24 protein-coding genes are annotated in these 25,799 nt (G+C 72.8%); 12 read left to right on the top strand and 12 right to left on the bottom strand.

From position 1 onward, the window contains the following. The 4 genes from ACFQH9_RS24025 to ACFQH9_RS24010 form a co-directional block, all read right to left on the bottom strand. Entirely contained in the window at nt 1-1,206 is a 1,206-nt protein-coding gene (locus tag ACFQH9_RS24025) for a CaiB/BaiF CoA transferase family protein (protein ID WP_379569203.1), read from the bottom strand. Then, nucleotides 1,203-1,727, bottom strand: a complete 525-nt coding sequence (locus ACFQH9_RS24020; protein ID WP_379569202.1) for a MaoC family dehydratase — start codon at nt 1,725-1,727, stop codon at nt 1,203-1,205. Before ACFQH9_RS24020 ends, ACFQH9_RS24025 begins: the two co-directional genes overlap by 4 nt. Further along, nucleotides 1,724-3,154, bottom strand: coding sequence for an MFS transporter (locus ACFQH9_RS24015; protein WP_379569200.1), 1,431 nt, complete (start codon nt 3,152-3,154; stop codon nt 1,724-1,726). Before ACFQH9_RS24015 ends, ACFQH9_RS24020 begins: the two co-directional genes overlap by 4 nt. A 184-nt stretch (nt 3,155-3,338) precedes the next feature. Beyond that, nucleotides 3,339-4,196: an HpcH/HpaI aldolase/citrate lyase family protein gene (locus ACFQH9_RS24010; RefSeq protein ID WP_379569198.1), complete on the bottom strand. Its 858-nt coding sequence runs from the start codon at nt 4,194-4,196 to the stop codon at nt 3,339-3,341. 136 nt (nt 4,197-4,332) lie between these two features. Here ACFQH9_RS24010 and ACFQH9_RS24005 point away from each other — a divergent pair, with 136 nt between their 5' ends. Continuing rightward, nucleotides 4,333-5,151, top strand: a complete 819-nt coding sequence (locus tag ACFQH9_RS24005) for a FadR/GntR family transcriptional regulator (RefSeq protein ID WP_379569196.1) — start codon at nt 4,333-4,335, stop codon at nt 5,149-5,151. 961 nt (nt 5,152-6,112) lie between these two features. Here ACFQH9_RS24005 and ACFQH9_RS24000 read toward each other — a convergent pair. Next, on the bottom strand, nt 6,113-6,907 hold the full coding sequence (locus ACFQH9_RS24000; protein WP_379569194.1) for a DeoR/GlpR family DNA-binding transcription regulator: 795 nt from the start codon (nt 6,905-6,907) through the stop codon (nt 6,113-6,115). A gap of 283 nt (nt 6,908-7,190) precedes the next feature. Here ACFQH9_RS24000 and ACFQH9_RS23995 point away from each other — a divergent pair, with 283 nt between their 5' ends. The 3 genes from ACFQH9_RS23995 (at nt 7,191) to ACFQH9_RS23985 (ending at nt 10,160) form a co-directional block, all read left to right on the top strand. Next, nucleotides 7,191-8,882, top strand: coding sequence for a sodium:solute symporter family protein (locus tag ACFQH9_RS23995; protein ID WP_379569192.1), 1,692 nt, complete (start codon nt 7,191-7,193; stop codon nt 8,880-8,882). A gap of 10 nt (nt 8,883-8,892) precedes the next feature. Next, a complete protein-coding gene (locus ACFQH9_RS23990) occupies nt 8,893-9,210 on the top strand; it encodes a hypothetical protein (protein WP_379569190.1) in 318 nt (105 codons plus the stop codon). 323 nt (nt 9,211-9,533) lie between these two features. Then, nucleotides 9,534-10,160 (top strand): YigZ family protein, encoded by a 627-nt coding sequence (locus ACFQH9_RS23985; RefSeq protein WP_379569188.1) that lies wholly within the window; start codon nt 9,534-9,536, stop codon nt 10,158-10,160. A gap of 31 nt (nt 10,161-10,191) precedes the next feature. Here the strand turns inward: ACFQH9_RS23985 and ACFQH9_RS23980 are convergent, their stop codons facing one another. The 6 genes from ACFQH9_RS23980 to ACFQH9_RS23955 all read right to left on the bottom strand — a co-directional run bounded on the left by ACFQH9_RS23980 (nt 10,192) and on the right by ACFQH9_RS23955 (nt 16,510). Then, a complete protein-coding gene (locus ACFQH9_RS23980) occupies nt 10,192-10,803 on the bottom strand; it encodes a UdgX family uracil-DNA binding protein (RefSeq protein ID WP_379569186.1) in 612 nt (203 codons plus the stop codon). A gap of 93 nt (nt 10,804-10,896) precedes the next feature. Further along, a complete protein-coding gene (locus ACFQH9_RS23975; RefSeq protein ID WP_379569184.1) occupies nt 10,897-11,613 on the bottom strand; it encodes a TetR/AcrR family transcriptional regulator in 717 nt (238 codons plus the stop codon). Between the two features lie 127 nt (nt 11,614-11,740). Beyond that, nucleotides 11,741-13,282: a class I adenylate-forming enzyme family protein gene (locus ACFQH9_RS23970; protein WP_379569182.1), complete on the bottom strand. Its 1,542-nt coding sequence runs from the start codon at nt 13,280-13,282 to the stop codon at nt 11,741-11,743. A gap of 38 nt (nt 13,283-13,320) precedes the next feature. Further along, on the bottom strand, nt 13,321-14,091 hold the full coding sequence (locus ACFQH9_RS23965; protein WP_379569180.1) for a crotonase/enoyl-CoA hydratase family protein: 771 nt from the start codon (nt 14,089-14,091) through the stop codon (nt 13,321-13,323). Next, nucleotides 14,088-15,341 (bottom strand): acyl-CoA dehydrogenase family protein, encoded by a 1,254-nt coding sequence (locus tag ACFQH9_RS23960; protein WP_379569178.1) that lies wholly within the window; start codon nt 15,339-15,341, stop codon nt 14,088-14,090. Before ACFQH9_RS23960 ends, ACFQH9_RS23965 begins: the two co-directional genes overlap by 4 nt. Next, entirely contained in the window at nt 15,338-16,510 is a 1,173-nt protein-coding gene (locus ACFQH9_RS23955; protein ID WP_379569176.1) for an acyl-CoA dehydrogenase family protein, read from the bottom strand. The genes ACFQH9_RS23960 and ACFQH9_RS23955 overlap by 4 nt, the downstream gene beginning before the upstream one ends. A gap of 208 nt (nt 16,511-16,718) precedes the next feature. Here ACFQH9_RS23955 and ACFQH9_RS23950 point away from each other — a divergent pair, with 208 nt between their 5' ends. From ACFQH9_RS23950 to ACFQH9_RS23920, 7 genes are all read left to right on the top strand, one after another. Next, a complete protein-coding gene (locus ACFQH9_RS23950) occupies nt 16,719-18,095 on the top strand; it encodes a 4-hydroxyphenylacetate 3-hydroxylase N-terminal domain-containing protein (RefSeq protein WP_379569173.1) in 1,377 nt (458 codons plus the stop codon). Between the two features lie 127 nt (nt 18,096-18,222). Further along, entirely contained in the window at nt 18,223-19,455 is a 1,233-nt protein-coding gene (locus tag ACFQH9_RS23945; protein ID WP_379569171.1) for an ABC transporter substrate-binding protein, read from the top strand. A gap of 67 nt (nt 19,456-19,522) precedes the next feature. After that, nucleotides 19,523-21,517, top strand: a complete 1,995-nt coding sequence (locus ACFQH9_RS23940; protein ID WP_379569169.1) for an ABC transporter permease — start codon at nt 19,523-19,525, stop codon at nt 21,515-21,517. Then, complete coding sequence (locus ACFQH9_RS23935) at nt 21,510-22,274, top strand: ABC transporter ATP-binding protein (protein WP_379569166.1); 765 nt, start codon at nt 21,510-21,512, stop codon at nt 22,272-22,274. Before ACFQH9_RS23940 ends, ACFQH9_RS23935 begins: the two co-directional genes overlap by 8 nt. Next, complete coding sequence (locus tag ACFQH9_RS23930; RefSeq protein WP_379569164.1) at nt 22,267-23,019, top strand: ABC transporter ATP-binding protein; 753 nt, start codon at nt 22,267-22,269, stop codon at nt 23,017-23,019. The genes ACFQH9_RS23935 and ACFQH9_RS23930 overlap by 8 nt, the downstream gene beginning before the upstream one ends. After that, nucleotides 23,016-23,855, top strand: coding sequence for an alpha/beta fold hydrolase (locus ACFQH9_RS23925; protein ID WP_379569162.1), 840 nt, complete (start codon nt 23,016-23,018; stop codon nt 23,853-23,855). The genes ACFQH9_RS23930 and ACFQH9_RS23925 overlap by 4 nt, the downstream gene beginning before the upstream one ends. Beyond that, nucleotides 23,852-24,316 (top strand): MaoC family dehydratase, encoded by a 465-nt coding sequence (locus tag ACFQH9_RS23920; RefSeq protein WP_379569160.1) that lies wholly within the window; start codon nt 23,852-23,854, stop codon nt 24,314-24,316. The genes ACFQH9_RS23925 and ACFQH9_RS23920 overlap by 4 nt, the downstream gene beginning before the upstream one ends. A gap of 4 nt (nt 24,317-24,320) precedes the next feature. Here ACFQH9_RS23920 and ACFQH9_RS23915 read toward each other — a convergent pair whose 3' ends face one another. After that, nucleotides 24,321-24,773 (bottom strand): DUF4383 domain-containing protein, encoded by a 453-nt coding sequence (locus ACFQH9_RS23915; RefSeq protein ID WP_379569158.1) that lies wholly within the window; start codon nt 24,771-24,773, stop codon nt 24,321-24,323. Between the two features lie 189 nt (nt 24,774-24,962). On the opposite strand from ACFQH9_RS23915, the gene ACFQH9_RS23910 reads away from it, so the two are divergent. After that, nucleotides 24,963-25,244: a cupin domain-containing protein gene (locus tag ACFQH9_RS23910; RefSeq protein ID WP_379569156.1), complete on the top strand. Its 282-nt coding sequence runs from the start codon at nt 24,963-24,965 to the stop codon at nt 25,242-25,244. The last annotated feature ends 555 nt before the right edge of the window (nt 25,245-25,799 follow it).

Below are 25,799 nucleotides of genomic sequence, written 5' to 3'. Positions count from 1 at the left end.
TCACTCCTTCCCCAGCGCGCCGGCCTCGCGCAGCGCGGCGATCCTCGCGTCGTCGTAGCCCAGCTCCCGCAGCACCCGCTCGGTGTCCGCGCCCATCGCCGGGGCGCCCCGGGTGGGGGCCCGGTCGGCGCCGGGCGGGCCGACCCGTACGGCACTGCGCAGCGTGCGGACCTGCCCGAACGTCGCGTTGTCGGTCTCCGCGACCAGGTCCCGCTCGAGCGTGTGCGGGTCGACGAGAGCGCCGGCGACGTCGTTGATCGGGGCGCACGGGATCGACGCCGCGTACATCGGGGCGAGCCAGTCGGCGACCGTCCGCGTCCGGAAGATCTCCTCCAGCAGCGGGATGATCACCTCCCGGTTCCGGTTACGGTCGGCGAAGGTCGCGAAGCGCGGGTCCTGGGCCAGCTCCGGCCGGTCCATGACCACGGTGAGCCGCTGCCAGAACTTCTCCTTGGCGCAGCCCACGACCAGCCAGCCGTCGGCGGCCTCGAAGGCCTGGAACGGGATCAGCGACGGGTGCGCGGAGTGGTGCGTGCGGGCGGGCTCGTAGCCCGCGGTCATGTGCCAGGTGCCCGGGTAGGTCAGCAGGCTCACGGCGGTGTCGTAGAGCGACAGGTCGCAGTCCGTGCCGACGCCGTCCCGCCGGGCCGCGTGGATCGCGGCGAGCAGCGAGATCGCCGCGACGTAGCCACCGCAGTAGTCCACGAGCGAGAGCCCGGTCTTCTGCGGTGCCCCGCCCGGCTCGCCGGTCAGCGACATCCACCCGCCGAGGGCCTGCAGCACGTAGTCGTAGCCGGGCTCCCTCGACCGCGGGCCCGTCATCCCGAAGCCCGTGAGCGAGCAGCAGACGATCCGCGGGTTGACCTCCTTGAGGTCGGAGTAGCGGATCGCGAGCTTCTCCGGGACGTCGCCGCGCAGGTTGGAGTACACGGCGTCGGCGGTGCGGACCAGGTCCTCGAACACCGCGCGGCCCTCGGGCGTGCGGATGTCGAGGGTGATCGAGGACTTGTCCCGGTTGAAGGACTGGAAGAACAGCGAGTCGCCTTCCTCGGCGTAGGGCGGGACCGACCGGCCGACGTCCCCGCCCACCGACGGGTCCTCGACCTTGATGATCTCCGCGCCCAGCTCGGCGAGGTGCATGGAGCCGAACGGGCCCGCCCCGTACTGTTCGAGCGAGACGATCCGGACGTCCTCGAGGGGTCTCACGCGTCCTCCAGGCTCAGCGGTGTCGCCGCCTGCGGGAACAGCGACCCCGCCCCCGCGGCGTCGCGCCTGTGCACGTAGAAGGTGCGCTTGAACGACAGCACCTCCACGGCGTCCTGGTTGAGCGTCCGGGTCTTGATCGTGACGATCCCGGCGTGCGGCCGGCTGCCGGACTCCCGCTTGTCCAGCACGATCGACTCCGACCAGATGGTGTCGCCGGCGAAGACGGGGGCGGTGAGCTTCAGCTCGTCGACCCCCAGGTTCGCGAAGGCGTTCTGCGTCGTGTCGGTGACCGACTGCCCCATGGCGATCGCGATCGTGAGCGGCGAGGCCACCAGCATCCGGCCGAACTCCGACGACTGCCCCACCTGCGCGTTGAAGTGCGCCTGGTTGGTGTTCATCGTCAGCAGCGTGAACCAGGTGTTGTCGGTCTCGGTGATCGTGCGCCCCAGCGGGTGCTGGTAGACGTCCCCGACCTCGAAGTCCTCGTAGAACCGTCCCTGCCAGCCCGGCTTCACGGTCACGCGGGGTCCCTCCTTCGGCTGCGCTCGGTGGTGTGCTCGATGTCCTCGAGCCGGCGGTTGGTGGTGCGTTCGCCGAACAGGGCCATGACCAGGCCCATCAGGAGCGCGGCGAGCGCGAGGTAGGTGAAGACGCCGGTCAGCCCGGTGCCCGAGTACAGCGCGGCGACCAGGAAGCCGCCGAGTACCCCGGCGAGCCGCCCGGAACCGTTGGCGATGCCGGAGCCGAGCCCGCGCAGGTGCAGCGGGAAGACCTCGGCGATGTAGGTGTAGAGCGTCGCGACGCCGGTCTGCATCAGCATGGCCGCGCCGAAGCCGCAGACGATGATCGCGGCGGGGTGGTCGATCAGGCCGAAGAGCAGCAGGAGCACGGCGACGGCGAGCTCGAGCACGAGGATCACCGTCCTGCGCTCGAACCGGTCGATGACGGGCATCGCCAGCAGCGCGCCCGGCACGGCGGCGATGGCGAGGATCGAGGAGTAGGTGAGGCTCTCGGCCGTGGAGTAGCCGCGCTCGACCAGCAGGGTGGGCACCCACGAGCTGAACCCGTAGAAGGACAGGATCAGGAAGACGCAGGCCGCGGCGGCGACCACGGTGCGGCGCAGGGTGGCCCCGCGCAGCAGCTCGGTGAGGCGACCGGGGACCACGGGCCGCTCGGCGACCGGTGCCGGCAGCGGCTGCCCGGTCTTCTCCTCGGCCTGCGCCTCCAGCCGCGCGACGAGCTCCTCCTGCCGCGGGTCGCCGGTGCGGCCGTGCGCGGCGCACCAGCGGATCGACTCGGGGAGGATGCGCAGGGCGAGGACGCCACCCACGGCGCCGAGCGCGCCGACCACGAAGATCCAGCGCCAGGCGTCGGGCCCCGTCGGCACGACGAGCCGGGCCACCCACGCGGCGATCGGCACGCCGGCGAGCCCGATGGCCAGGAGCAACGCCTGGTACCGGCCGCGCAGCGCGCGCGGGAACATCTCGCTCACCCACACCAGCAGCACGCCGGTCATGGCCTGCAGCCCGAAGCCGGTGAGCACGCGCAGCACGCCGAGCATCAGCGGCCCCGTCGCGAGCGCGCTGAGCAGCGAGAACACGGAGTAGAGGAAGACTGCGCCGATGAGGACCGGACGGCGGCCGAGGCGGTCGGAGAGCCGGCCGCCGGCGATCGCGCCGAAGAACATGCCGACGAAGCCGGCCGAGGTGATCGCGCCGACGCCACCGATCGACAGCCCCCACTCGGTGCGCAGGGCGGGCGCGGCGTAGGCGAAGGAGTTGAGGTCGACCAGGTCGAAGACGAACAGGAAGCCGAGCAGCCCCACCCAGCGGCGGTGGGCCGGCGTGACGACCGGGATGCGGTCGAGGCGGGCGGCGAGGTCGGCGTGAGCGGTCGGGGCGCCGGCGGGCGCGCCGGTGTCGGTGGGTCGAGACGGGCCGGGTGACATCGCGTGACTCCCCTCGCGCGCGGCGGTGCGCGCTCGTCCCACCCCGCGCCGGGACGCGCGGGGGCGGCCGGGCGGATCCGCGGCCACTTGTCGCACGCTAATCATCAGACGTTTCGCGGACAAGGGGTCGGGCAGGGCTCCGCGAGAGACGCCCGACGCGACCGGCTCGTTCGTCCGGCGTCCCTCAGGCGCTCCGGCCCGCCCGCAGCAGCAGGGCCCGCGCCCGCTCCACCACCGGCTTGTCGATCATCTTCCCGTCGACGACGGCGACCCCGCCCCCGGCCGACGCCCCGACCACCGCGCGCGCCCACTCGACCTGCTCCGGCGTCGGCGAGAACGCGGTCGCGACCGGCCCGACCTGGGCCGGATGGATGCACATCTTGGCGGTGAAGCCCAGCGACAGTCCGTGCACACAGTCCTCGACCAGGAGTTGTTCGTCGCGCACCGCCGTCGTCACGCCGTCGATCGGGGCGCCCGCCCCCGCGGCGCGGCTGCCCAGCACCAGCGCCGAGCGCGCGTGGCGCAGGGCCTCCCGGTCGACCGGGTCGACACCCAGCTCGCTCGCGAGGTCGACGCTGCCGAACCCGGCCCGCACCACGCCCGCCACCCCGCAGACCTCGACGGCCCGGTGCACGCCCAGCGCGGTCTCCACCAGCGGCACGACCTCCGCGCCGGGGCCGAGGGCCGCGACGAGGGCGGCCACCTCGGCGGGGTCCTGCGCCTTGGGGAGCATGACCGGCGCCGGACCCGCGGCCGCCACGGCGGCCACGTCGTCGTCGTACCACTCGGTGCCGGGCGGGTTGATCCGCACCATCCCCGGGTTGCCGGCGGCGAGCCACTCGCGGACGGCCTCGCGCGCGTCGGGCTTGGCGGGGGGCGCGACGGCGTCCTCGAGATCCAGCACGATGACGTCCGCGCCGGACGCGGCGGCCTTGGCGAAGCGTTCCGGGCGGTCCCCGGGCACGAACAGGAGGGTCCGGGCGCCGCGCAGGTCCACGGGGCGGTCGGCGGGAGCGGGATTCGGCGTCACGGCGTCGGTCACGATGTCGGACGTTTCCACGCCCGACCGCTCCGGTCCAGCCCGGGCCGTGGGTACGCTGCGGGCAGGCGGCGGCCGAGCCCTCCGCCGACGCCCCGCGGTCCCGCGGGAGCGCGAGACCACCCCGGAGGGTGATCACATGGCCCCGACCCCGGAGCCCGGCGCCGCGGCCCCCCCGGCCGGCGGGTCGGCGCCGCCGGACCCGGCGGTCCGGTCCGTCGCGCCGGTCGCGCACCTGCGGGTCCAGCGCGTGCGGCCGGCCTACCGGCAGGTCGCCGACGAGCTGCGCTCCCAGATCATGCGCGGCATCCTCGAACCCGGCGCCCGGCTGCCCGCGGAGGCCGAGCTGACCCGGATGTTCGGCGTCAGCCGCTCCACCGTGCGGGAGGCGCTGCGGGCCCTGGCCAGCCAGCACCTCATCGAGACCCGCCGCGGCGTGCAGGGCGGGTCGTTCGTCAGCGCACCGGATCCCACCAAGCTGGTCGAGGACGTCGGCGGGGCGCTCGGCGTCCTCGTCGCCACCCCGCAGCTGCGGATCGGCGACCTGCTCGAGGCCCGCCTGCTGCTGGAGCCCGCGGCGGCCCGGCTCGCCGCCCAGCGCGCCGACGACGAGACGGTCGAGGCCCTGCGCGCCGCGGCGGCCGCGCCGCGGGACCCGCGTGACCCGAGCGGCTTCGTCCCGCACCTCGACTTCCACACGACGATCCTGATGGCCACCGGGAACCTGATGTTCACGATGATGGGCCAGCCCGTCAGCGACGTCCTGCGCACCAAGCTCGACCGCGCCGCCGTCGCCCGCGAGCAGTGGGACGAGGTCGACGCCTGCCACACCACGATCGCCGAGCACATCGCCCGGGGCGAGGCGGAGCAGGCCGAGGAGGCCATGCGCAGCCACCTGCTCGACCTGCGCGAGCTCTACGAGCACCCGGGTACCTGGCGGGGCCGACCCCGCCCCTGACCTCCCCGAGGAGCCCTGCGGCCCCGCCGGTGATCACCGACCGGGACCGATCTCGGCCGGGTACGGCCGCTCGTGGTCCCGCATCGTGATCACGGGGACGAGTCTCCGTGCGGGGCGGTCTCCCGGTTCATGGTCACCGGCGGTGACCGCACCTCGTCGGGACCGACGGTTTCATCGGTCCCGGACGACGGTCACGATCAGCCGCGCTTTCCCACACCGGCCGGTGAGCGCCGCCCGTCGGCGTGATCATCGTTCGCGACTCCTGAGCGCCACATACGGCCGCCCGCGGTCCCAGACGGCGATCATGGGCGCGGCCCTACCCGGCCCCGACCAGTAAAGGCCTCCGCACCTGCGTGATCGCCCTCTGCGACACGTCGGCGCCACATACGGCCGCCCGCGGTCCCAGACGGCGATCATGGGCGCGGCCCTACCCGGCCCCGACCAGTAAAGGCCTCCGCACCTGCGTGATCGCCCTCTGCGACACGTCGGCGCCACATACGGCCGCCCGCGGTCCCAGACGGCGATCATGGGCGCGGCCCTACCCGGCCCGACCAGCGAAGGCCTCCGCACCTGCGTGATCGCCCTCTGCGACACGTCGGCGCCACATACGGCCGCCCGCGGTCCCAGACGGCGATCATGGGCGCGGCCCTACCCGGCCCGACCAGCGAAGGCCTCCGCACCTGCGTGATCGCCCTCTGCGACACGTCGGCGCCACATACGGCCGCCCGCGGTCCCAGACGGCGATCACGGGCACGGCACTCGCGCGCCCCCGACCAGCGCAGGCCCGCTCACCTTGATGATCGTCATCTGCGACGCCTGGGCGGCATGTACGACCGCCGAGAGTCCCGGAGGCGATGAGGGGCAGAAGCCGCGCCGGAACCACACCAGGGCCCAGGGGTCGCCGGCTCCGACCGTTCCCGGCCGAGACCGGCGGCCCCGGCGACCGCCGGCCCCGAGGAGCTCAGCGGCGGGCGGGCGCGAGGACGAGCCGGTCCACCTCGCCCTCGAGCACGGCGCGGGCGTCGGCGTCGAGGCCGTCGTCCGTGACCAGGACGTCCGCCTCGGCGAGCTCGGCGATCGTGGAGATGCCGGCGGTCCCCCACTTCGTGCTGTCCGCGACCACGACGAGCCGCTGACCCGCCTCCACCAGCGCGCGGTCGGTCTCGGACTCCATGAGGTTGGGCGTGGTGAAGCCGCTGGCCGCGCTCATCCCGTGCACTCCGAGGAACACGACGTCGAGGTTGAGCGAGCGCAGCGCCGCGACCGCGACCGGACCGACCAGGGCCTCCGACGGGGTGCGGATCCCGCCGGTGAGCACGACCGTGCGGTCGGGGCGACGGGCCGCGTGGAGGACCTCGGCGACCGCCATCGAGTTGGTGACCACGGTCAGGTCGGCCACGTCCGTGATCCGGCGGGCGAGCGCATAGGTCGTGGTGCCGGCGGAGAGCCCGATCGCCGTGCCGGGCTCGACGAACCGTGCCGCGGCCTCGGCGATCGCCTCCTTCTCGCGCTGCTGGCGGCCGGACTTCACCGCGAACCCGGGCTCGTCCGTGCTGGCCGACGCGACCGGGCCGACGGCCGTCGCGCCCCCGTGCACCTTGTCGACGAGCCGCCTTCGGGCCAGCACGTCGAGATCGCGGCGCACCGTCATGTCGGAGACCCCGAAGCGCTCGGCCAGGTCGGACACGCGGACGGCGCCGCGCTCGCGCACCTGTTCGAGGATGAGCGCCTGACGCTGACGCGCGAGGAGGCTCACGACAGCGCACCCCCGTCCCGCACCACATCGCACACAATGCAACGCCACCACACGGGCGTCAACGGCCCGACCGGACAGATCCGGGCAGGTTCCGCCCTCGACCGGGCGAGGAGCCTCTCCGAGTCGCACACGCTCGACCGATTCAGTCTGTCGGATAATGTTCAGTTGCGCGCGGGGAGGGGTACCTTGCCACCCGACACGTACCGCACCGGGACGGCGAGGGAGCCGCTATGACGCGAACCGGAGGGGGCCGCACAGCGGCCCGGCTGCGAGGCGGACTCGCATGACGACCATCCTTGCGCAGGGACAGACGGACCTCCGGCTCGACGCCAGCGTCCTCGACTACCTGCTCGTCGCCTTCTACTTCCTCCTGGTGCTCGGCATCGGGTACGCCGCACGCCGCTCGGTGTCGTCGAGCCTGGACTTCCTGCTGTCCGGCCGCTCGATGCCGGCCTGGGTCACCGGCCTCGCCTTCATCTCGGCGAACCTCGGCGCCCTCGAGCTGATCGGCATGGTCGCCAACGGCGCCCAGTACGGCATCCCCACCGTGCACTACTACTGGATCGGCGCGATCCCGGCGATGGTGTTCCTCGCCCTGGTGATGATGCCGTTCTACTACGGCTCCAAGGCCCGCTCGGTGCCGGAGTTCCTCTACAAGAGGTTCAACCGGACCACCCAGCGCGTCCAGGCCGTGATCTTCGCGCTGTCGTCCGTGCTGATCGCCGGGGTGAACCTGTTCTCCCTGGGCCTGCTGCTGGAGGCCCTGCTCGGCTGGTCGCTCGGGGTGGCGATCCCGGTCGCCGCGCTGATCGTGCTCGCCTACATCACCCTCGGCGGGCTCTCGGCCGCGATCTACTCCGAGGTCCTGCAGTTCTTCGTGATCCTCGCCCTGCTGATCCCGCTCACGATCGCCGGCCTCGCCCGGGTGGGCGGCTGGAACGGCCTGAAGGAGGCCATCACCGCCGGGCCCGGGGGCGCCGAGCAGCTCTCGTCCTGGCCGGGAACGTCCCTGACGGAGATCGCGAACCCGGTGCTGTCGGTGATCGGGATCGTGTTCGGCCTCGGCTTCGTGCTGTCCTTCGGCTACTGGACCACCAACTTCGCCGAGGTCCAGCGGGCGTTGTCCGCGAAGAGCATGTCCGCCGCGAAGCGCACGCCGCTGATCGGCGCCTATCCGAAGGCGCTGATCCCGCTGGTCATCATCATCCCCGGCATGGTGGCGGCGGTGCTGGTCCCGCAGCTGCAGACCCTCAAGGCCGGCGGCCAGACGGACGTGACCTACAACAACGCGCTGTCGCTGCTGATGAAGGAGGTCCTGCCCAACGGCATCCTCGGCGTCGCGATCGCGGGTCTGCTCGCGGCCTTCATGGCCGGCATGGCGGCGAACATCAGCTCGTTCAACACCGTGTTCACCTACGACATCTGGCAGGACTGGGCGAAGCCCGGGCGCTCGGACCGGTACTACCTGCAGGTCGGACGCTGGATCACGGTCATCGGCTGCGTCCTGGCCATCGCCACGGCGTTCATCGCGTCCGGCTCCGGCAACATCATGGACTACCTGCAGTCGCTGTTCAGCTTCTTCAACGCGCCGCTGTTCGCGATCTTCATCCTCGGCCTGTTCTGGCGGCGGATGACGGGCACGTCGGCCTGGATCGGCCTACTGGCCGGCACCGCCGCGGCGGTCGTGGTGAACATCCTGACCAACACGGGCGTCCTGGCCCTGTCGAGCCAGGCGGGCAGCTTCGTGGGCGCGAGCGCGGCGTTCGTGGTCGGCGTCCTGGTTGCCCTCGGCGTCTCGATGGTCAGCACCCCGAAGCCCGCGTCCGAGCTGGGCGGGCTGGTGTGGAGCCTGACGTCGAAGGAGGAGCGCACGCACGAGAGTCACGGCGACGACAGCGGGTGGTACCGCAGCCCGGCACTCCTCGCCGTCGGTGTGCTCGTGCTGACCGCGATCCTCTACATCATCTTCTGGTAAGGGGCGGACCATGGCGGAACCGAACGGAACCCCGGCCGGGCAGGACGCGCCGGTCTCGACCACCGCGTCGCGCCTCTTCGACCTGCGCACGGTGCTCGCGCTGCTGTTCTTCGTGTACGGCATCGTGCTGCTCGTCGTCGGCCTGGTCTCGACGGACCAGGCGGACATCGATAAGGCCGGCGGCTGGAACGTCAACCTCGACACGGGTATCGCGATGCTCGTGCTCGCGATCTTCTTCACCGTCTGGGTCCGACTGCGGCCGGTGAAGGCGCCGGTCGAGGAGATCGAGGGGACGGCCGGCGACACTGCCGGTCCCCCCGGTCACTAGAGCCGGACCGGTGCCCGGTCGGCTCCGCGTGGGGATCAGCTGCGCGAGCCGACCGGGTACTGCGGGTTGAACGCCTCGAGCGTCCAGTCGTCGAACCTGCGGACGGTGCTGCGCACCGTGGTCCAGATCGCGGTCATCTCTGCCTTCCCGTCGGGATCTCTGCTTCTCTGTCGTGAGGGCCTGTCGCCGACCCTCGCCCGGTGTGACGAGCCGATCTTCTGAATCGTTACCGAAGTCCTCGACAAATGCGGCCGGTGTCACACCGCGTACCGAAAACCGGGGATGACGGCCGGGGACGGGTGCTGCCCGGTAGCGTCGCCGGAGTGCCGGACCCGCTACTCGTGATCGCCCGGGACGGCGAGCACGAGATCGAGATCCAGCGCTCCCGCTTCCTGTGCCGCCTGGTCCGGGTGCCCGACCCCGCGGCCGCCTCCGCCGTGATCGCCGAGGTCCGCCGCGAGCACTGGTCGGCCACGCACAACTGCACGGCCTTCCGGGTCGGGCGGGAGGGCGAGGTCCAGCGCTCCTCGGACGACGGCGAGCCCGCCGGCACCGCGGGCGTCCCCATGCTCGAGGTGCTGCTGCGCCGCGAGCTCACCGACGTCGTCGCCGTGGTCACGCGGTACTTCGGCGGCGTCAAGCTGGGCGCGGGCGGGCTGGTGCGCGCCTACGGCCGGGCCGTGTCGGAGACGATCGAGCGCGTCGGCGTGCTCCGGCGGGTCCGCCACACCCGGTTCCTGCTCGCCGTGCCGCACGCCGACGCCGGCCGGCTGGAGAACGCCCTGCGCGCGGCCGGACACCCGGTCGTCGAGGTCACCTACGGGCGGCACGCCGAGATCACCGCCACCGCCGCCGACCCGCAGGCCTTCCGCGCCTGGCTCGCCGCGCAGACCGGCGGGAGCGTCGAGGCGGTCGAGGTCGGCGAGGTCGACGTCGAGGTGGGCACCTGACCCGGAGCGACCGCCGGGCCGGGCGGCCGGCTCAGGGCCGCGCGCCGGCGATGACCGTGAGGTCGGCGACGAACGCGGCCAGCAGCTCCTCGCGCTGCGCCGGGTCGGACCGCAGGATCGACGACGGGTGCACCGTCGGCACGAAGGTCCGCCCGTCCTGTTCCAGCAGCTCGCCGCGGTGGTCGGTGATCCGGAAGTCCTGCCCGAGCAGGGACTTCGCGGCGACCGCGCCCAGCATCCCGACGACGGGCGGCGCGACCAGCCGCAGCTCGGCGTCGAGCCAGGGGCGGCAGGCCCGGACCTGGCGCACGGTCGGCTGCTTGTGGATCCGGCGCTTGCCGCGCTCCTCGAACCGGAAGTGCTTCACCGCGTTGGTCACGAACACCTCGTCCCGGACGATGCCGGCCCGGTCGAGGGCCTCGTCCAGGATCCGGCCGGCGGGCCCGACGAAGGGCTTGCCCGCCTTGTCCTCCTGGTCGCCGGGCTGCTCGCCGACGAGCATGAGCCAGGCGCTACCCGGGCCCTCTCCCCCGACGGTCGGCCCGGCCGTCCTGTAGAGGTCGCACCCGGTGCAGCCGGCCTCCACCTCGCGCAGCTGCTCGAGATCGGACACGGACGGGGCGTCGGCGGCCGGCTCGGTCATGCGCGGACAGTGCCCGCCTGCGGACCTCACGAAACGCGCGACCCGGGGTACCGGAACTCGCGACTCGCGGTGCCGGAGCTCCCGACTCGCGGGTCAGGCGGGTGCGGTGCCGCTCGGGGTGCGCCAGACCGTGGAGTCCTCGACGCCGATGGTGCGTGCCCACACCGTGGTGAGCGACTCCAGCACGTCCTCCTCCTCGAACGGCTTGCCGAGCGAGAGCCAGACGTAGCAGGTGTGGTCGGCCATCGCGCCCAGCACCTGCACCGTCATCGACGGGTCCAGGGTGGGGTCCGCGATCCCGTCGGCCTGCTGCCGCTTGAGCACCCGCTCGAGCTGCGCCAGCCATGCCTCCCGCACGTGCAGCCGCATCTCCCGCATCTCGGGGCTGAACGTCCCGACCTGCTCCATGAGCGCGACCATCCGGGCGTTCTCCCGGTAGACCTCGATGTAGCCGCGCAGACCGGCCCGAATGCGCTCCCGCATGGTCGCCTCGCGCGGGACCACCGTCGCCGCCGCGACGTCGGCCATCATCCGCTCGACGACGTTCTCGCAGACCTCGCGGAAGATCGTCTCCTTGGAGTCGAAGTAGCTGTAGAAGGTGCCCTGGGCGACCCGCGCCTCGGCCACGATGTCGGCCACCCGGGCGTCGACGAACCCCTTGCGCACGAACACGGTGTGGGCCGCCTCGAGGAGCTGCTCCCGGCGCTGCTGGCCCTTGTCGGTCTGCGGGCCGCTCTCCCGCCGCTGCTGCTGCGGGTCGCTGGCGCCGGTCACCCGCCTGCCGCGGGTGCTGCCGCCGCGCGATGCCATGGTCCGTCCCTTCGGGGCCGTGCGGCCCGCGGTCATCGTGGCCCCCGCACCGGCGGGCGGCCGCGGGTGTCACCGTCCGGACGGACGAGTCTACCGGTGGTGACCTGCGCCGTCGCCGCGCGGGCCGTCACGGTCCGGTCCGTCTGAGCTCGCGCTTGAGGATCTTGCCGCTCGCGTTCATCGGCAGCTCGTCCCGGCGCACCACCTCGGCCGGCACCTTGTACCGGGCGAGCCGGCCGCGGCACAGCTCCACGAGCTCGGTGGCCAGCTCCTCGTCCGTGCCGGTCCAGGACGGAGCGGTCACGAACGCGCGCACGATCTCGCCCCAGTGCTCGTCGGGCACCCCGACGACGGCGCACTGCACCACCGCCGGGTGCTCGGCCAGCACGGTCTCGATCTCCACGGGGTAGATGTTCTCGCCACCCCTGATGATCATGTCCTTCTTGCGGCCGTGCAGGTAGAGGTAGCCGTCCTTGTCCCGGTAGGCCATGTCGCCCGCGCGGAACCAGCCGCCCGCGAAGGCCCGCTCGGTCTCCTCGGGCATGTCGAGGTAGCCGTCCATGACCATGTCGCTGCGGGTGGCGATCTCGCCGACCTCGCCGTCGGGCACGTCCTCGAGGTCCTCGTCGACCAGGCGCAGCGCGATGCCGTAGCCCGGCCGCCCGATCGACCCCAGCAGCTCGGGCCGGCCGGCGAGTGCCGTCCGGTGCTCCTCCGGGGTGAGGAAGGCCTGCAGGCCGGCCTCGGTGCCGGCGCCGAACAGCTGCAGGAAGTCGCAGTCGAACACGTCCATCGCGCGGCGCAGCAACGTCGGCGACATCGGCGCGGCACCGTAGTAGATCAGCCGCAGCCGCTCGTAGTGGTGGTCGGCGACCCCCGGCTGCTGCAGCAGCGTGCTGATCATCGTGGGGACGAGGAAGGCCCCGGTGATCCGGTCCTCGGCCATGAAGCCGAGCACGGTCCCCGGGTCGAACTGGGGCAGCAGCAGCGAGGTGAACCCGGTCGCCACCCCGCCCAGCAGCCCCGCGATCCCGGTGACGTGGAAGGCGGGGGCGGCGACGTAGCGGATGTCGTCCGGCCGCGGCTGGTTGACGATCATGCCGTGCTCGACGATCGCCTTCATCATCCCCTGGGACTGCAGCACGCCCTTCGGCGTGCCCGTCGTCCCCGAGGTGAAGGCCAGGCCGAGCAGGTCGCGGTCCTGGCAGACGACCGGCGGCTCGACGTCCCGCCCCGTCTCCAGGAACTCGTCGAAGGCGGTCTCCAGCTCGATCACGAGCCGCAGCGACGGGTGCTGCTCGGCGATGCCCGAGAGCAGCTCGGCGTAGCGGGCGTCGTGGAACATCGCCACCGCCTGCCCGCGCTCGAGGAAGACGTCGACCTCGGGCCGCATCAGGCGGTAGTTGAGCGGCATGTAGACCGCGCCGAGCTTGAGGCAGGCCAGCACGATCTCGACGTAGCGGTGCGAGTCCAGGGCCAGCACCGCCAGCCGGTCCCCGCGCCCGATCCCCTGCGCCTGCAGAGCGGAGACCAGCTTGTTGACCCGGGAGTTGGTGAGGGCGAACGAGTGCTCCGTCCCGTCGGGGAACAGGAAGGCTGCCTTGTCGGGGTGGCGCTCCGCGGACAGCGGGAGCGCCTCGCCCAGGGAGAACGCGAGCGGGGCCGGCATGGGGTCTCCTCGTCGAGAACCGATGGGGAACGAGCGTGCTACTTGCCGCGCCAGACGGGCGCGCGCTTCTCGGCGAAGGCGAGCGCGCCCTCGCGGGCGTCCTCCGAGGAGGAGAGGGGATCGGCGACCTCGCGCTGGCGGGTCCACTTCTCCTCGGCGGGCCACCCGAGCGACTCGGCGACGATCTTCTTGCTGATCCGGACGGCCAGCGGGCCGTTCGCGGTGATCTCCCCGGCCAGCGCCAGGGCCGCGTCGAGCGCCCCGCCGGTGGGCACCAGGCGGTTGACCAGGCCGAGCTCGGCCATGCGCGAGGCGGGGACGTGGTTGCCGGTCAGGGCCAGCTCCATCGCCACGTGGTAGGGGATGCGCTCGGGCAGCCGCAGCAGCCCGCCGCCCGCGGCGACCAGCCCGCGCTTCGCCTCGGGGATGCCGAAGACGGCGCCCTCCCCCGCGACGACGAGGTCGCACGCCAGCACGATCTCGCAGCCGCCCGCGAGCGCGTACCCCTCGACGGCCGCGATCAGCGGCTTCTCCGGGCCGCGTTCGGTCACGCCCGCGAACCCGCGGTCGCCGACGTAGGGCCGCTCGCCGCGGACGAACGCCTTGAGGTCCATGCCCGAGCAGAACGTGCCGTTCGCGCCGGTCAGGATGCCGACCCGCAGATCGGGATCGGAGTCGAGGCGGTCCATCGCCTCGGCGACCAGCTCGGCGAGCCGGGTGTTGACGGCGTTGCGGGCCTCCGGGCGGTCGAGGGTGACCAGCAGCACCCCCTCGGCCGGGGTGCTGACGTGGACCGGCTCGGCGCTCATCCGCGGCTCCGCTCGGCGAAGGGGACGTTGCGGTCGGGATCGGGATCCTTCGGCAGACCCAGCACCCGCTCGGCGATGATGTTGCGCTGGATCTCCGACGTGCCGCCGGCGATCGAGTAGGTCTTCATCGCCAGGAACCGGTCGGCCGCCTCGCTGCGGGCGCCGGCCTGCCAGGCCACGGCGCCGTCGGCCTCGAGCTCCGTGCCGAGCACGCCCAGCTTCTCGGCGAGCACGGAGTGCGCGAGCTTGCGGATCGACCCCTCGGCGGTGGGCGCGGCGTCCCCGGAGGCGACGAAGCTGCGCACCGTCGTCATCTGCAGGACCTTCTCCTCCACGTAGGCCTCGAGCAGCCGGTCGCGGAGCACCGGGTCCTCCCAGGCGCCGGTCGCGACGGCCCGGGCCGCCAGCTGGTCCGCTTCCCCCGGCCCCACGGCGGGCCGCCCGGACAGGCCGTTGCGCTCCTGCATCAGGGTGGTGATCGCGACCGACCAGCCCTGGTTGACCGGCCCGATCCGCGCCGAGTCGGGGACCACGACGTCCGTCAGGAAGGTCTCGTTGAACTCCGCGTTGCCGGTCATCTGCTTCAGCGGCCGCGGCTCGACGCCGGGCGTGCGCATGTCCAGCAGGAAGTACGTGATGCCCCGGTGCTTGGGCGCGTTCGGGTCGGTGCGCGCCATGAGCAGCCCGAAGTCGGCGAGGTGGGCGTAGGAGTTCCACACCTTCTGGCCGTTGATCAGCCAGGTCCCGTCCGCCTGCCGGACCGCACGGGTGGACAGGCCCGCGAGGTCGGAGCCCGCGCCGGGCTCGCTGAAGAGCTGGCACCAGAACTCGCGGCCGCGGCGCAGCGCGGGCAGCCGCTCGGCCTTCTGCTCCGGCGTGCCCCACTCCAGGATCGTGTGGCCGGCGAGGACGAGGCCGACGAAGTCCCGGTTGTGCCGCTCGGCGCGGTGGCGCGCCAGCGTCTCGGTGACGACGGCGCCACGGTCCGCGGGCAGCCCCAGGCCGCCGTGCTCGACGGGCCAGGTCGGGGTGGCGAGCCCGGAGTCGCCGAGCAGGTCGAACCAGGCGGGTCCGCGCCGGGGGTCCTCGCGGATCGCCTCGACTGCGGCCAGGTCACCGCGCGCGACAGCCGCCCGCCAGTCCTCGGGCAGGTGGGCGCCCAGCCACGCCTCGACGGCGGCGACGATCTCGGCGTCCGTCGCGTCGGGGGCGAGCGTGACCCGTTCGGTGACGGGCTCGGTGACGGTCATGCGGGGATCCCCTCGGTGGTCGCGCGGGACAGCACGGCGGGCGCCAGCTCGGCCCTGGCCTGTTGCGGGGAGCCGAGCAGCGCCCGGTCGGCGCGCGCCCTGCGCAGGTAGAGGTGGGCGTCGTGCTCCCAGGTGAAGCCGATGCCGCCGTGCAGCTGGATCGTGTCGAGCCCGGTCTGCAGGAACGCGTCCCCGCAGTAGGCCCGGGCGATGGCGGAGGCCTGCGCGAACCCGGGCGTCCCCGGCTCCTGCCAGGCGGCCCAGTAGGCGGCCGAGTGCGCCATCTCCCGGCGGACGGCCATGTCCGCGAGCCGGTGCTTCACCCCCTGGAAGGAGCCGATGAGCCGGCCGAACTGCCGCCGGGTGCGGGCGTACTCGGCGGTGAGGTCGGTCGCGGCGGTCATGCCCCCGACCTGCTCGGCCGACACCAGCACGGAGGAGACCGCCCGGGCCCGGGCCAGCACGGCGCTCCCGCGGGCGGGGTCGCCGAGCGCGCGGGCGGGCGTGCCGTCGAGCGTGATCCGCGCGGCGCGGCGGGTGAGGTCGAGGGTCTCCAGCGGCGTCCGGGTCAGACCCGCGGCACCCGCCTCGACCAGGTACGGAGCGGGTCCGGCGGGGCCGTTCGCGGCCACGACCAGCAGGTCGGCGTCACCCCCGTCGAGCACGACGGGCACGGTGCCGGTCAGCCGGCCGCCGGCGTCGGCCGTGGTCGAGACGAGCGGGTCGCCGGCCGGGCTCCAGGCCTCCACCGCGAGGGCGGCGGTCAGGGAGCCGTCGGCGATCCGCGGGAGGTACTCCGCGGCGGCCTCGTCGGCGGAGCCGTCCCCGGCGTGCTCGGCGTCGGCCGCGAGGAGGACGGGGGCGGCGAGCCCGACCGTCGGCAGGAACGGCCCGCCGTGCAGCACCCGCCCCATCTCCTCGACGACGATCGCGAGGTCGAGGAGCGTGCCGCCGAAACCGCCGTACCGCTCGGGGAGGGCGAGCCCCTGCAACCCGACCTGTCCGGCGAGCTCGGACCAGAGCGCGGGGTCGTGCCGCTCCCCCGCCTCGGCCAGCTCGCGGGCCCGGGACACCGGCGCCCGGTCGGCCAGCACCCGCCGCACGGTCTCCCGCAGCCCACGGTGCTCGTCGGTCCACCCGAACTCGGGTTCACGCTGCTCTGCGTACACGGCCGACAGCGTGCAGCCGATGTGACGTCGGTGTCAATCTCACATGCCTGGACCGCCTGCGAGCTGGCCTATCGCCGGAAACTGATGGTTGACATGACTCCGATCACGGTCGATATTGCCACATGACGACGACGTCACAATCACTCGTCGGCCCGCGGGCCGGCACGCCGGCGTCGTCCCCCCGCCGACGGATCTGGAGCGCCATCGCATGCTGACCGGCCAGGAGTACAAGGAGTCCCTCAAGGACGGCCGGAAGGTCTACTTCCAGGGCAGGCTCATCGAGGACATGGAGGCCGAGCCCGGCCTCGCCGTCCCGCTGAACGCCGTCGCAGACGGCTACGACAAGTACTACTCCTCCGCTCCGGACGCGGTGAACCCCGTGGTCACGGCCCCGCGCAGCGTGCAGGAGCTGCGCGACCGGATCCCCGAGCTCATGGAGCTCGACCTGGTCCTCAACGTGACCTACCAGTCGCTGATGACGGTCCTGGTCGCGGCGGGCCGGCTCGAGGGCGCCGCCCCGCAGTACATCCCGCGCATCGAGGCCTACGTCGAGAAGGCGCGCCGGGCGGACATCCGGATCACCGAGTGCATCACGGACGCCAAGGGCAACCGCAGCCTGCACCCGGGCAAGCAGGAGGACCCCGACTCGTACGTGCGGGTCGTCTCCCGCAGCGACGACGGCGTGGTCATCCGCGGCGCCAAGCTCCACATCAGCGGTGCCGCGCTGGGACACGACCTGATGGTCATGCCGACCAAGACCATGCGCCCCGGCGAGGAGGACTACGCGATCGCCTGCGCGGTCCCGGTCAACTCCCCCGGCGTGCACATCACCAACACCACCTACCACCCGCTGCACGGCGACCCCCGGGACTTCCCGGTGTCCGCCCACGAGTCCATGCCGGACTCGATGTGCATCTTCGACGACGTGTTCGTTCCCGACGAGCGGGTCTTCCTGGACGGCGAGACCGAGCACGCCGCGGTGTTCGCCCACTCCCTGGGCCTGTGGGAGCGCCTCGGCGGCATCTCCTTCATGGTGCGGCAGGCGGACGAGCTCGTCGGGCTCGCCCACCTGATCGCCGAGGCCAACGGCACGGCGAAGGTCTCCCACGTCCGGGAGAAGATCGACGAGATGATGATCCACGCGACGCTGCTGCGGGCCGGGCTCGAGGCCGCGATCGCGAACGCGCGCAGCACGCCGGAGGGCTACTTCTACCCGGACGACATGTTCACCAACGTCACGAAGTACCAGGGCGCCTCGCAGTTCGGCGTGATGGTGCGCCACCTGCACGACATCGCGGGCGGGGCCGTGGTCACCGCGCCGTCGATGGCGGACTTCGACAACCCGACGCTGCACCCCTTCCTCGAGAAGTACATGAGCACGGGTGGCGGCATCTCGGGCGAGTACCGCTCGAAGCTGTTCCACGCGATCCGCGACACCACGGCCGACGCCTACGGCGGCTGGCACCTGGTGACCAACATCCAGTCCGGCGGTGGGCTCTACGCCCAGCGCCTGGTCACCCGCAAGAACTACGACCTGGACCGGGCCCGCGCGCTCGGTCTGAAGGCCGCGGGCCTGGCCAGCTAGTCGGCCCGCCGGTAGCCGGCCCGGCGGGGCGCACCTCCGACGACGTGGGCGCTCCCCGCCGGGCCGCTCCCCCCTGCCCGCGTACTCCCCCGAAACCAGCGTGTCCCGCCGAAAGGGATGGATCTCGATGAAGAGAACGCTCGCCGCCGTCGCGTCGTTCGCGGCCGTGGCCCTCGCCCTCGCCGGGTGCAGCTCCGGCGAGGGCTCGTCCGACGCCTCGGGTGGCCTCACGGGCGAACCGGTGGTCGTCGGTGTGCTGGCCCCGATGGACGGCGCCACCGCCTACCCGCAGACCGGCTACGGCGCCCAGGCGGCCGAGCGGTACGTGAACGAGAAGCTGGGCGGCATCAACGGCAGGCCGCTGAAGATCGACCTGTGCGCGGGCGACGGCAGCCCGGAGACCGCGGTCAACTGCGCCAACCAGTTCGTCACCGAGAACGTCTCCGCGGTGTTCGACGCGTACGACGGCTCGGTCGGCGGGGCGGTCCCGGTGCTCACCGCGGCCAAGATCCCGATCGTCGGCGAGCTCGGCGCCACCGCGGTCGTGGACTCGCTGCCGTGGGGCCAGTCGTTCTACTTCTCCGGCCCGCTGGAGACCAGCGCGCTGGGCATGGTCACGATCCTCGACCAGATCGGCAAGAAGAACGCCTCGCTGGCCGTCACCGACGGCCCGCCCAGCCACGGCTACGTCGACAAGCTGGTCATGCCGGCCGCGAAGAACCTCGGCATGAACGTCACGCCGCTCTACGTGCCCGGCAACAACATGAACTTCAACGTCATGGCGGCCACCGAGCTGTCCACCAACCCGGACGTCGCGGGCATCATCGCGCTGACCGAGGACGGCTGCACCGGCCTGTTCAAGGCGCTCCGCGCCCAGGGCTACAAGGGCACGATCTTCGCGGGCTCCTGCTCGCAGTTCATCTCGCAGATGGGCGCGGACGCGGCGGGCGCCATCGTCCAGCCCCGCGTCTGGGTCCCGGCGTCGAAGGCGAACGCCCCGGCCGAGGTGCAGCAGCAGCTCGACGACTTCGCCACCTCCATGGAGGAGATCGACCGCGCCGACCAGCAGTCCGCCCGCTCGCTGTACTCCTTCGCGGGGATGGTCAACCTGGCGAACGTCATGAAGGGCATCCAGGGCGAGATCAACCCGGACACCGTCACCACGGCGATGAAGGCGGTCAAGGACATGCCGACCTTCGCCGGACCGAAGGTGACCTGTGACGGCCAGCAGTGGGCCAACCGTCCCGCCTCCTGCAGCCACGAGGCGATCTTCTTCGAGGTCCAGCCGGACGGCTCCATGAAGCCGGTCGACCCGAAGGGCTTCATCTCCCTCGACCCGTCGAAGATGAGCGCGGCCTAGTCCGCCCGGCGGGCGGATCCCCTGTCCTGCAGGGGATCCGCCCGCTCCTTCGAGGAAGGAGTCTCCTGTGGGAACGATCCTGCAGTTCGTGGTCCTCGGTCTGGGGCTGGGCGCGATCTACATCGGCCTCGGCACCGGCCTGCTGCTGGTGCACCGCGCCACCGGCATCATCAACTTCGCCCAGGGCGCCATGGCCATGTGGGGCGCCTTCGTCTTCGCCCAGCTCCGGCTGGACGGGACCCTGGTGTTCCCGATCGGCTCCGTCGAGCTCGCGCGCCGCCCACCCGTCGCGGTCGCCGCGCTGATCGGCCTGGCGATGGCGTTCCTGCTGGGCCTGCTCGTGCACTACGTGATCTTCCGCCCGGTGCGCCACGCGCCGGTGCTGGCCCAGGTGGTCGTGTCCGTCGCGGTCATGATCACCCTGCAGGCCCTGGTCGTGCTGCGGTTCGGCCCCAACAACATCGACGTGGCCTCGCTGATCCCCGAGGACTCGTTCCCGCTGCTCGGCGCGGAGATCCCCACCCGCGAGCTGTGGATGGCCGCGATCATGGTGCTGCTCGCCGCCGCCGTCTGGGCGTACCTGCGCTTCACCCGCGCCGGCGTCGCGACCCGGGCCGCCTCGGAGAACGAGCGCGCCGCGGTGCTGATGGGCTTCTCGCCCGACCGGCTCGCCGCCGTCGCCCAGGTCGTCGCGATCATGCTCGGCACGGTCGCGGTCATGCTCGGCAGCTCGCTGACCGGCCTCAACGCCGACAACTACACCCTGCTCGTGGTCCCGGCCCTGGCGGTGCTGCTCGTCGCCCGCATGGAGTCGATCGCGATCGTGGTCGTCGCGGCGCTGCTGATGGGCGCCTTCCAGTCGCTCATCAACCTGCTGATCACCAAGCCCTTCTGGCCGCAGTGGGCGCAGTCCGGCCTGGACCAGGTCGTCCCGTTCGCCGTCGTCATGGTCATCCTGTTCGTGCAGGGCAAGCGGCTGCCCTCGCGCGGCTCGCTGCAGACCATCCGGCTGCCCGACGTCTCCATCCCGAGGTTCAGGCCGATCCCCGCCGTGATCATGCTGGTCGTGGGGGTCGCGGCGTTGTCGTTCACCGAGGGCACCTGGCGCTTCGGCATCACGACGTCGATCATCGTGATGCTGCTGGCCCTGTCCTACGTGGTGCTCACCGGGTACCTCGGGCAGATCTCGCTGGCCCAGGGCGCCTTCGCCGGCGCGGCCGGGTTCTGTCTGTCGAAGGCCTCCGTGAACTGGGGCATCCCGTTCCCGATCTCGCTGATCCTGTGCGCCCTGGTCGCGACGGCGCTCGGCATGCTGGTGGCGCTGCCGGCCTTCCGGATCCGCGGCGCCCAGCTCGCCATCGTCACGATCGCGGCGGCGCTGGCCATCGAGCGGTTCGTGTTCAACAACTACACACTCAGCCCGCCCGAGGGGAACCCGATCGCGGACGCCACGCTGTTCGGCCTGAACCTGGGTGTGCGCGAGGGCCGCGACCTCTCCCGGATCGCCTTCTCGCTCATGGTGCTGGTCATCGCCGCGGTCCTCGTGTGGGCGTTCCTGCGCGTCGCCTCGGGTGACACCGGCCGGGCCTTCCTCGCGGTGCGCGCCAACGAGCGCGCGGCGGCGTCGTCCGGCATCGACGTGCGCAGGACCAAGCTGATCGGCTTCGCCATCTCGGCGTTCATCGCCGGCATCGCGGGCTGTCTGATCGGGTTCAGCCGCGGGCAGCTCTCCGCGGAGTCGTTCAGCGTGTTCGCGGGTCTCCAGGTGCTGGCCGTGGCCTACCTCGGCGGCATCACGAGCGTCGGCGGCGCGATCGTCGCCGGCATCCTCGGCCCGCTCGGCATCGTCTACACCCTGCTGCGCGGCGTGTTCGACCTCGGCGACTACTACCTGCTGATCTCCGGCCTGGGCCTCATCATCACCGCCCTGCTGAACCCCGTGGGCATCGCGGGCGCCACCCGCGAGCAGGTCGCCTGGGTCAGGCGGAAACTCTCGCGCTCGGGGCCACCACCGTCCGCGGTGCCCGAGGCGCCGGCGCCGAAGGAGCCCTCCCGTGTCTGACAAGGGCCTGCACACCAAGGACCTGACGGTCCGCTACGGCGGGCTGGTCGCCAACGACTCGGTGACCATCGACGTGGAGCCGGGCACGGTCGTCGGGCTGATCGGCCCGAACGGCGCGGGGAAGACGACCTTCGTCGACGCCGTCACCGGGTTCACCGCCTGCGAGGGCGAGATCCTGCTGGACGGCACCCGGATCGACGCGCTCCCCCCGCACCAGCGGCGGACGGCCGGGCTGTCCCGCACCTGGCAGTCGGGTGAGCTGTTCGGCAACCTCTCGGTCGCCGAGAACCTGCTGGTCGCGGCGCGCACCGGCGGCTGGCGCACGCTCGTGCGGGACATCGTCGTCCCGCGCCGCAAGGCGAGCGACGACGTCGTCTCCCACGCCCTGGAGGTCGTCGGGCTCGGCGACGTGGCCGACACCCTCGCCCGCGACCTCACCCTCGGCCAGCAGAAGCTCGTCGGCGTGGCCCGCGCGCTCGCCGGCGGCTGCGAGGTCCTGCTGCTCGACGAGCCCGCGGCGGGCCTGGACTCGATGGAGAGCCAGGCCTTCGCGGCGCGGGTCCGGTCGATCGCCGACTCCGGCCCCGGCATCCTGCTGATCGACCACGACATGTCCCTGGTCCTGGGGGTCTGCGACGTCGTCACGGTGCTGGAGTTCGGGAAGCAGATCTTCACCGGCACCCCGACCGAGGCCCGGACCGACCCGACGGTGGTGGCGGCCTACCTGGGCGCCCCGGTGGAGGCGAGCCATGCCTGAGAGTCCCGAACCGCTGCTCGAGACCGTCGACCTCGCCGCGGGCTACAACGGCGTGCCGGCCATCCGCGGGCTCTCCCTGTCCGTCGGCCCGGGTGAGGTCGTCGCCCTGCTCGGACCCAACGGCGCCGGCAAGACGACGTCCCTGCTCGCCATGGTCGGGCTCGTCCCGCTGCTGGGCGGCGAGGTCCGGGTGCTCGGTGCCCCGCTCGGCCGCCGCAGGCCCCACCAGATCGCCCGCGCCGGCGTCCTGCTCGTGCCCGACGACCGCGGCATCTTCTACGGCCTGACCGTGCGCGAGCACCTGCGGCTGGCCGCGCGGAAGGCCGACCCCGAGCGCGAGACCCAGGTGCTGGACCGCTTCCCGGTGCTGCGGAACCTGGACTCGCGGCGGGCCGGGCTGATGTCCGGCGGCGAGCAGCAGATGCTGGCGATCGCCAAGGCGCTGCTGGCCCGGCCGAAGGTGCTGATCATCGACGAGATGAGCCTCGGACTCGCGCCGAAGATCGTGCAGGAGATGCTGCCGGCGATCCGGGACCTCGCGAAGGAGGACGGCATCGGGCTCGTGCTGGTCGAGCAGCACATCGAGCTCGCGCTGTCGATCGCCGACCGGGGCGTGATCCTCAACCACGGCCGCGTCGTCCTCACCGGGGCGGCCGGCGACCTGCTCCGCGACCGGCACCTCGTCGAGGCGGCCTACTTCGGGTCCGAGCAGTTCGCCGACACCGAGGGCACGCTCGCCGGATGACGACGACGCTCGACCCGACCACGACGTCGTCGGCCGACGGGGTGGAGATCGCCTACCGGCGCCGGCCCGGCCCGGGCACGGTCCCGCTGGTGCTGGTGCACGGGACCTCGGCGCACGCGGGCTGGTGGGAGCACCTGCTGCCCGCGCTGCCCGACCGGTTCGCCGTGGTCGCCGTGGACCTCGCCGGGCACGGCGACTCCGGACGCCGCGCGGTCTACGACCTCGACTCCTGGTCCCGCGACGTCCTGGCCGTGGTGCGGGCGGAGTTCGACGGTCCGGCGGTGCTGGTCGGCCACAGCATCGGCGGGCTCGTGGTGGCGGGGGCGGCGGTGCTCGACCCCGGCGCCGCCGTGGGCACCGTGCTCGTCGACTCGATCGTGGTCGACGGCTCCCCGCAGGAGGCCCCGGAGTGGCGCCCGCCGCGGGCCACCCGCATCTTCGCCGACCTCGACGAGGTGGCCGCCCGGTTCCGGCTCACCCCGCCGCAGCCGGAGGCCGACCCGGGCGTGCTGCGGGCGATCGCCGAGGGCTCGGTCCGCCCGGTGCCCGGCGGTTACGCCTGGAAGGTCGACCCGCTGATCTTCGGGGCGGTCGGCGAGCCGGGCCTGTGCGTCCGGCTCCCCGACCTGCCCGGCCCGGTCGCCGTCGTCCGCGGGGAGCTGTCGGTGCTGGTCCCGGCCTCGGCCGGGGCCGACCTCGCCGCGCTGGTCGGGCGCCCGGTGCCGCAGTTCGACGTCCCCGGCGCCCACCACCACCTGATGATCGACCACCCGGTCGAGCTGGCCGCCGCGCTGCACGAGGCGCTCGCCGTCGTCTCGCCGCCCCCGAGGAGTTGAGTGCGCTGACCGCCTTCGCCGCCGTTCCCGACCTGCTGGCCGTCGAACCCGGCACCGAGCTGGGGCACAGCTCGTGGCGCGTGGTCGAGCAGCCGCGGATCGACACGTTCGCCGACGCGACGGACGACCACCAGTGGATCCACGTCGACCGCGAGCGCGCCGCCGCCGGCCCCTACGGCGCCACGATCGCGCACGGCATGCTCACGCTCTCGCTGGTGCCGATCATGATCGGCGAGGTCGCGACGGTCCCGTCCGCGAGCTTCGGCCTCAACTACGGCTTCGACAAGGTCCGGTTCACCGCGCCGGTCCCGGCGGGCTCCCGGGTGCGGGCCGCGGTCAGCATGGTCGGCGCCGAGGCGATCCGCGGAGGCGCCAAGGTGACCTTCCGCGCCGTCGTCGAGCTGGCGGGCTCCGAGCGCCCCGCCTGCATCGCCGACATGATCATCGTGTGGATGGAGTAGCGGCTCAGCCCCGTGGGGAGGCGGCGGTGACCCGACGGCCGAGGAACACCCCGAGCGCGATCATCCCGACGGCCAGGCCGAGGTGCAGCCAGTTGTCGGCGTCGTTGACGGGCACGAAGTTCGCGGCGCTGTCCGGGTCGACGAGCAGGCCGTAGAGCCACAGCACCGCGTACACCACGCCGCCGACGACGAGATAGGTGCGGGCTCCCCGCGCCGACCGGGCGGCCAGGAGCCCGACCAGGCCGAACAACAGGTGGACGACGTTGTGCAGCACCGACACCTGGAACAGGCCCAGCAGCAGCGCGCCGGAGTGGTGGCCCGCGCCCCCCAGCTGGTCGTAGGCGGTGGTCACGCCGGGGACGAACCCGAGGATCCCGACGAGCAGGAACACCGCCCCCACCGTCCCGGCCGCGACCCGCGCGGCACTGCGCTGCTGTGGCATGTCCGCGAGGCTCATGACGCTCCCCGGTCCGCGGTCGGCTCCGTCCGCCGGGGTGTCACCGGTGCCGGCACGGGTAAACCTCCGGTCGACGCCGTCGGAAGGACACCCGTGCCCCCGCACCTCCACCTGCCGGGTCCCCGCGAAGGCGCCCCGCGCAGCCACGCCTTCCTTCCCCCCGACCCGCGGGGGTGGCGGTCTGTGGCCGTGACCGAATGGGAGCTCACCGGCGAGGAATGGATGGACCGGCACCCGCACGACGAGATCAACTACGTTCTCGAGGGCACCCTGTTCGTGGAGTGCGACGGCGAGACGGTCGAGGCGCCGCAGGGCAGCGTCGTCCACGTACCCGCGGGCTCGACCGGCCGCTACCGCGCCCCGGACCACGCCCGGATGCTGGCGATCTACGGCCCCAACCCGACCGGCGCCCCCACCGAGATCGGCGGCCTGCGCCGGCTGGAGCCCGAGCAGGACATCGACGCCGGCTGACCACCCCGGTCCGATCCCCGCGAGTCGCCAGTTCCGGCACCGCGAGTCGGCAGTTCCCGCGCACGGATCGGGCGCAACCGTGAAGGCGCGCCGCATCCACTCCGGCACGGCTGCACATCGGAGAAGGCAGCGACACAACCGGTCGACACCCTGTAGGAGGCCGCGGCGGAGGTGCCGGCACGGTTCGTCGCCGGCGCCGCCGCGAGTTCGCTCGCCCGCCTCGGCCCGAGTCCTCTCGGACACGGCCGGCAACGGCCCAGCCCCGCGTCGCACACCCCGACGAGCGCGGCACGGGCCGTCGACGGGGTGTGCCGCGAACCCTTCAGGTGTGTACCGGGCCCAGAGCAGATGTGCCGCGTCTGCTCAGGTGTGCCGTACATGCTCGGGTGTGCGGCGTGATCACGGCGTCGGCGCCGCTCGGTCGGGGCCGACCTGCCGCTCACTCCTCGGCGAGGGGCTCCCCGCACCTCCAGCACCGGTCCGGCGGGGCGGTGGGGTCCTCGGTGGGCATGGCGCCGCAGACGGGGCAGAGGTGGTGCAGCCAGCACACCGGGT

Origin of the sequence: Pseudonocardia lutea, from assembly GCF_042658055.1 — a bacterium.
Classification (GTDB): domain Bacteria; phylum Actinomycetota; class Actinomycetes; order Mycobacteriales; family Pseudonocardiaceae; genus Pseudonocardia; species Pseudonocardia lutea.
The sequence above is the reverse complement of the archived record's forward strand: the minus strand, read 5'-3'. Positions and strand labels throughout refer to the sequence as shown.

Excerpts from the sequence above, each read along its gene's own strand:
- ACFQH9_RS23990 (WP_379569190.1), top strand. The coding sequence starts at position 8,893 with ATGGCGGAACCGAACGGAACCCCGGCCGGGCAGGACGCGCCGGTCTCG.
- ACFQH9_RS23995 (WP_379569192.1), top strand. The coding sequence starts at position 7,191 with ATGACGACCATCCTTGCGCAGGGACAGACGGACCTCCGGCTCGACGCC.
- ACFQH9_RS23965 (WP_379569180.1), bottom strand. The coding sequence starts at position 14,091 with ATGAGCGCCGAGCCGGTCCACGTCAGCACCCCGGCCGAGGGGGTGCTG.
- ACFQH9_RS23915 (WP_379569158.1), bottom strand. The coding sequence starts at position 24,773 with ATGAGCCTCGCGGACATGCCACAGCAGCGCAGTGCCGCGCGGGTCGCG.
- ACFQH9_RS23930 (WP_379569164.1), top strand. The coding sequence starts at position 22,267 with ATGCCTGAGAGTCCCGAACCGCTGCTCGAGACCGTCGACCTCGCCGCG.
- ACFQH9_RS24005 (WP_379569196.1), top strand. The coding sequence starts at position 4,333 with ATGGCCCCGACCCCGGAGCCCGGCGCCGCGGCCCCCCCGGCCGGCGGG.
- ACFQH9_RS24015 (WP_379569200.1), bottom strand. The coding sequence starts at position 3,154 with ATGTCACCCGGCCCGTCTCGACCCACCGACACCGGCGCGCCCGCCGGC.
- ACFQH9_RS23950 (WP_379569173.1), top strand. The coding sequence starts at position 16,719 with ATGCTGACCGGCCAGGAGTACAAGGAGTCCCTCAAGGACGGCCGGAAG.
- ACFQH9_RS23945 (WP_379569171.1), top strand. The coding sequence starts at position 18,223 with ATGAAGAGAACGCTCGCCGCCGTCGCGTCGTTCGCGGCCGTGGCCCTC.
- ACFQH9_RS23970 (WP_379569182.1), bottom strand. The coding sequence starts at position 13,282 with ATGCCGGCCCCGCTCGCGTTCTCCCTGGGCGAGGCGCTCCCGCTGTCC.
- ACFQH9_RS23960 (WP_379569178.1), bottom strand. The coding sequence starts at position 15,341 with ATGACCGTCACCGAGCCCGTCACCGAACGGGTCACGCTCGCCCCCGAC.
- ACFQH9_RS23975 (WP_379569184.1), bottom strand. The coding sequence starts at position 11,613 with ATGGCATCGCGCGGCGGCAGCACCCGCGGCAGGCGGGTGACCGGCGCC.
- ACFQH9_RS23925 (WP_379569162.1), top strand. The coding sequence starts at position 23,016 with ATGACGACGACGCTCGACCCGACCACGACGTCGTCGGCCGACGGGGTG.
- ACFQH9_RS23980 (WP_379569186.1), bottom strand. The coding sequence starts at position 10,803 with ATGACCGAGCCGGCCGCCGACGCCCCGTCCGTGTCCGATCTCGAGCAG.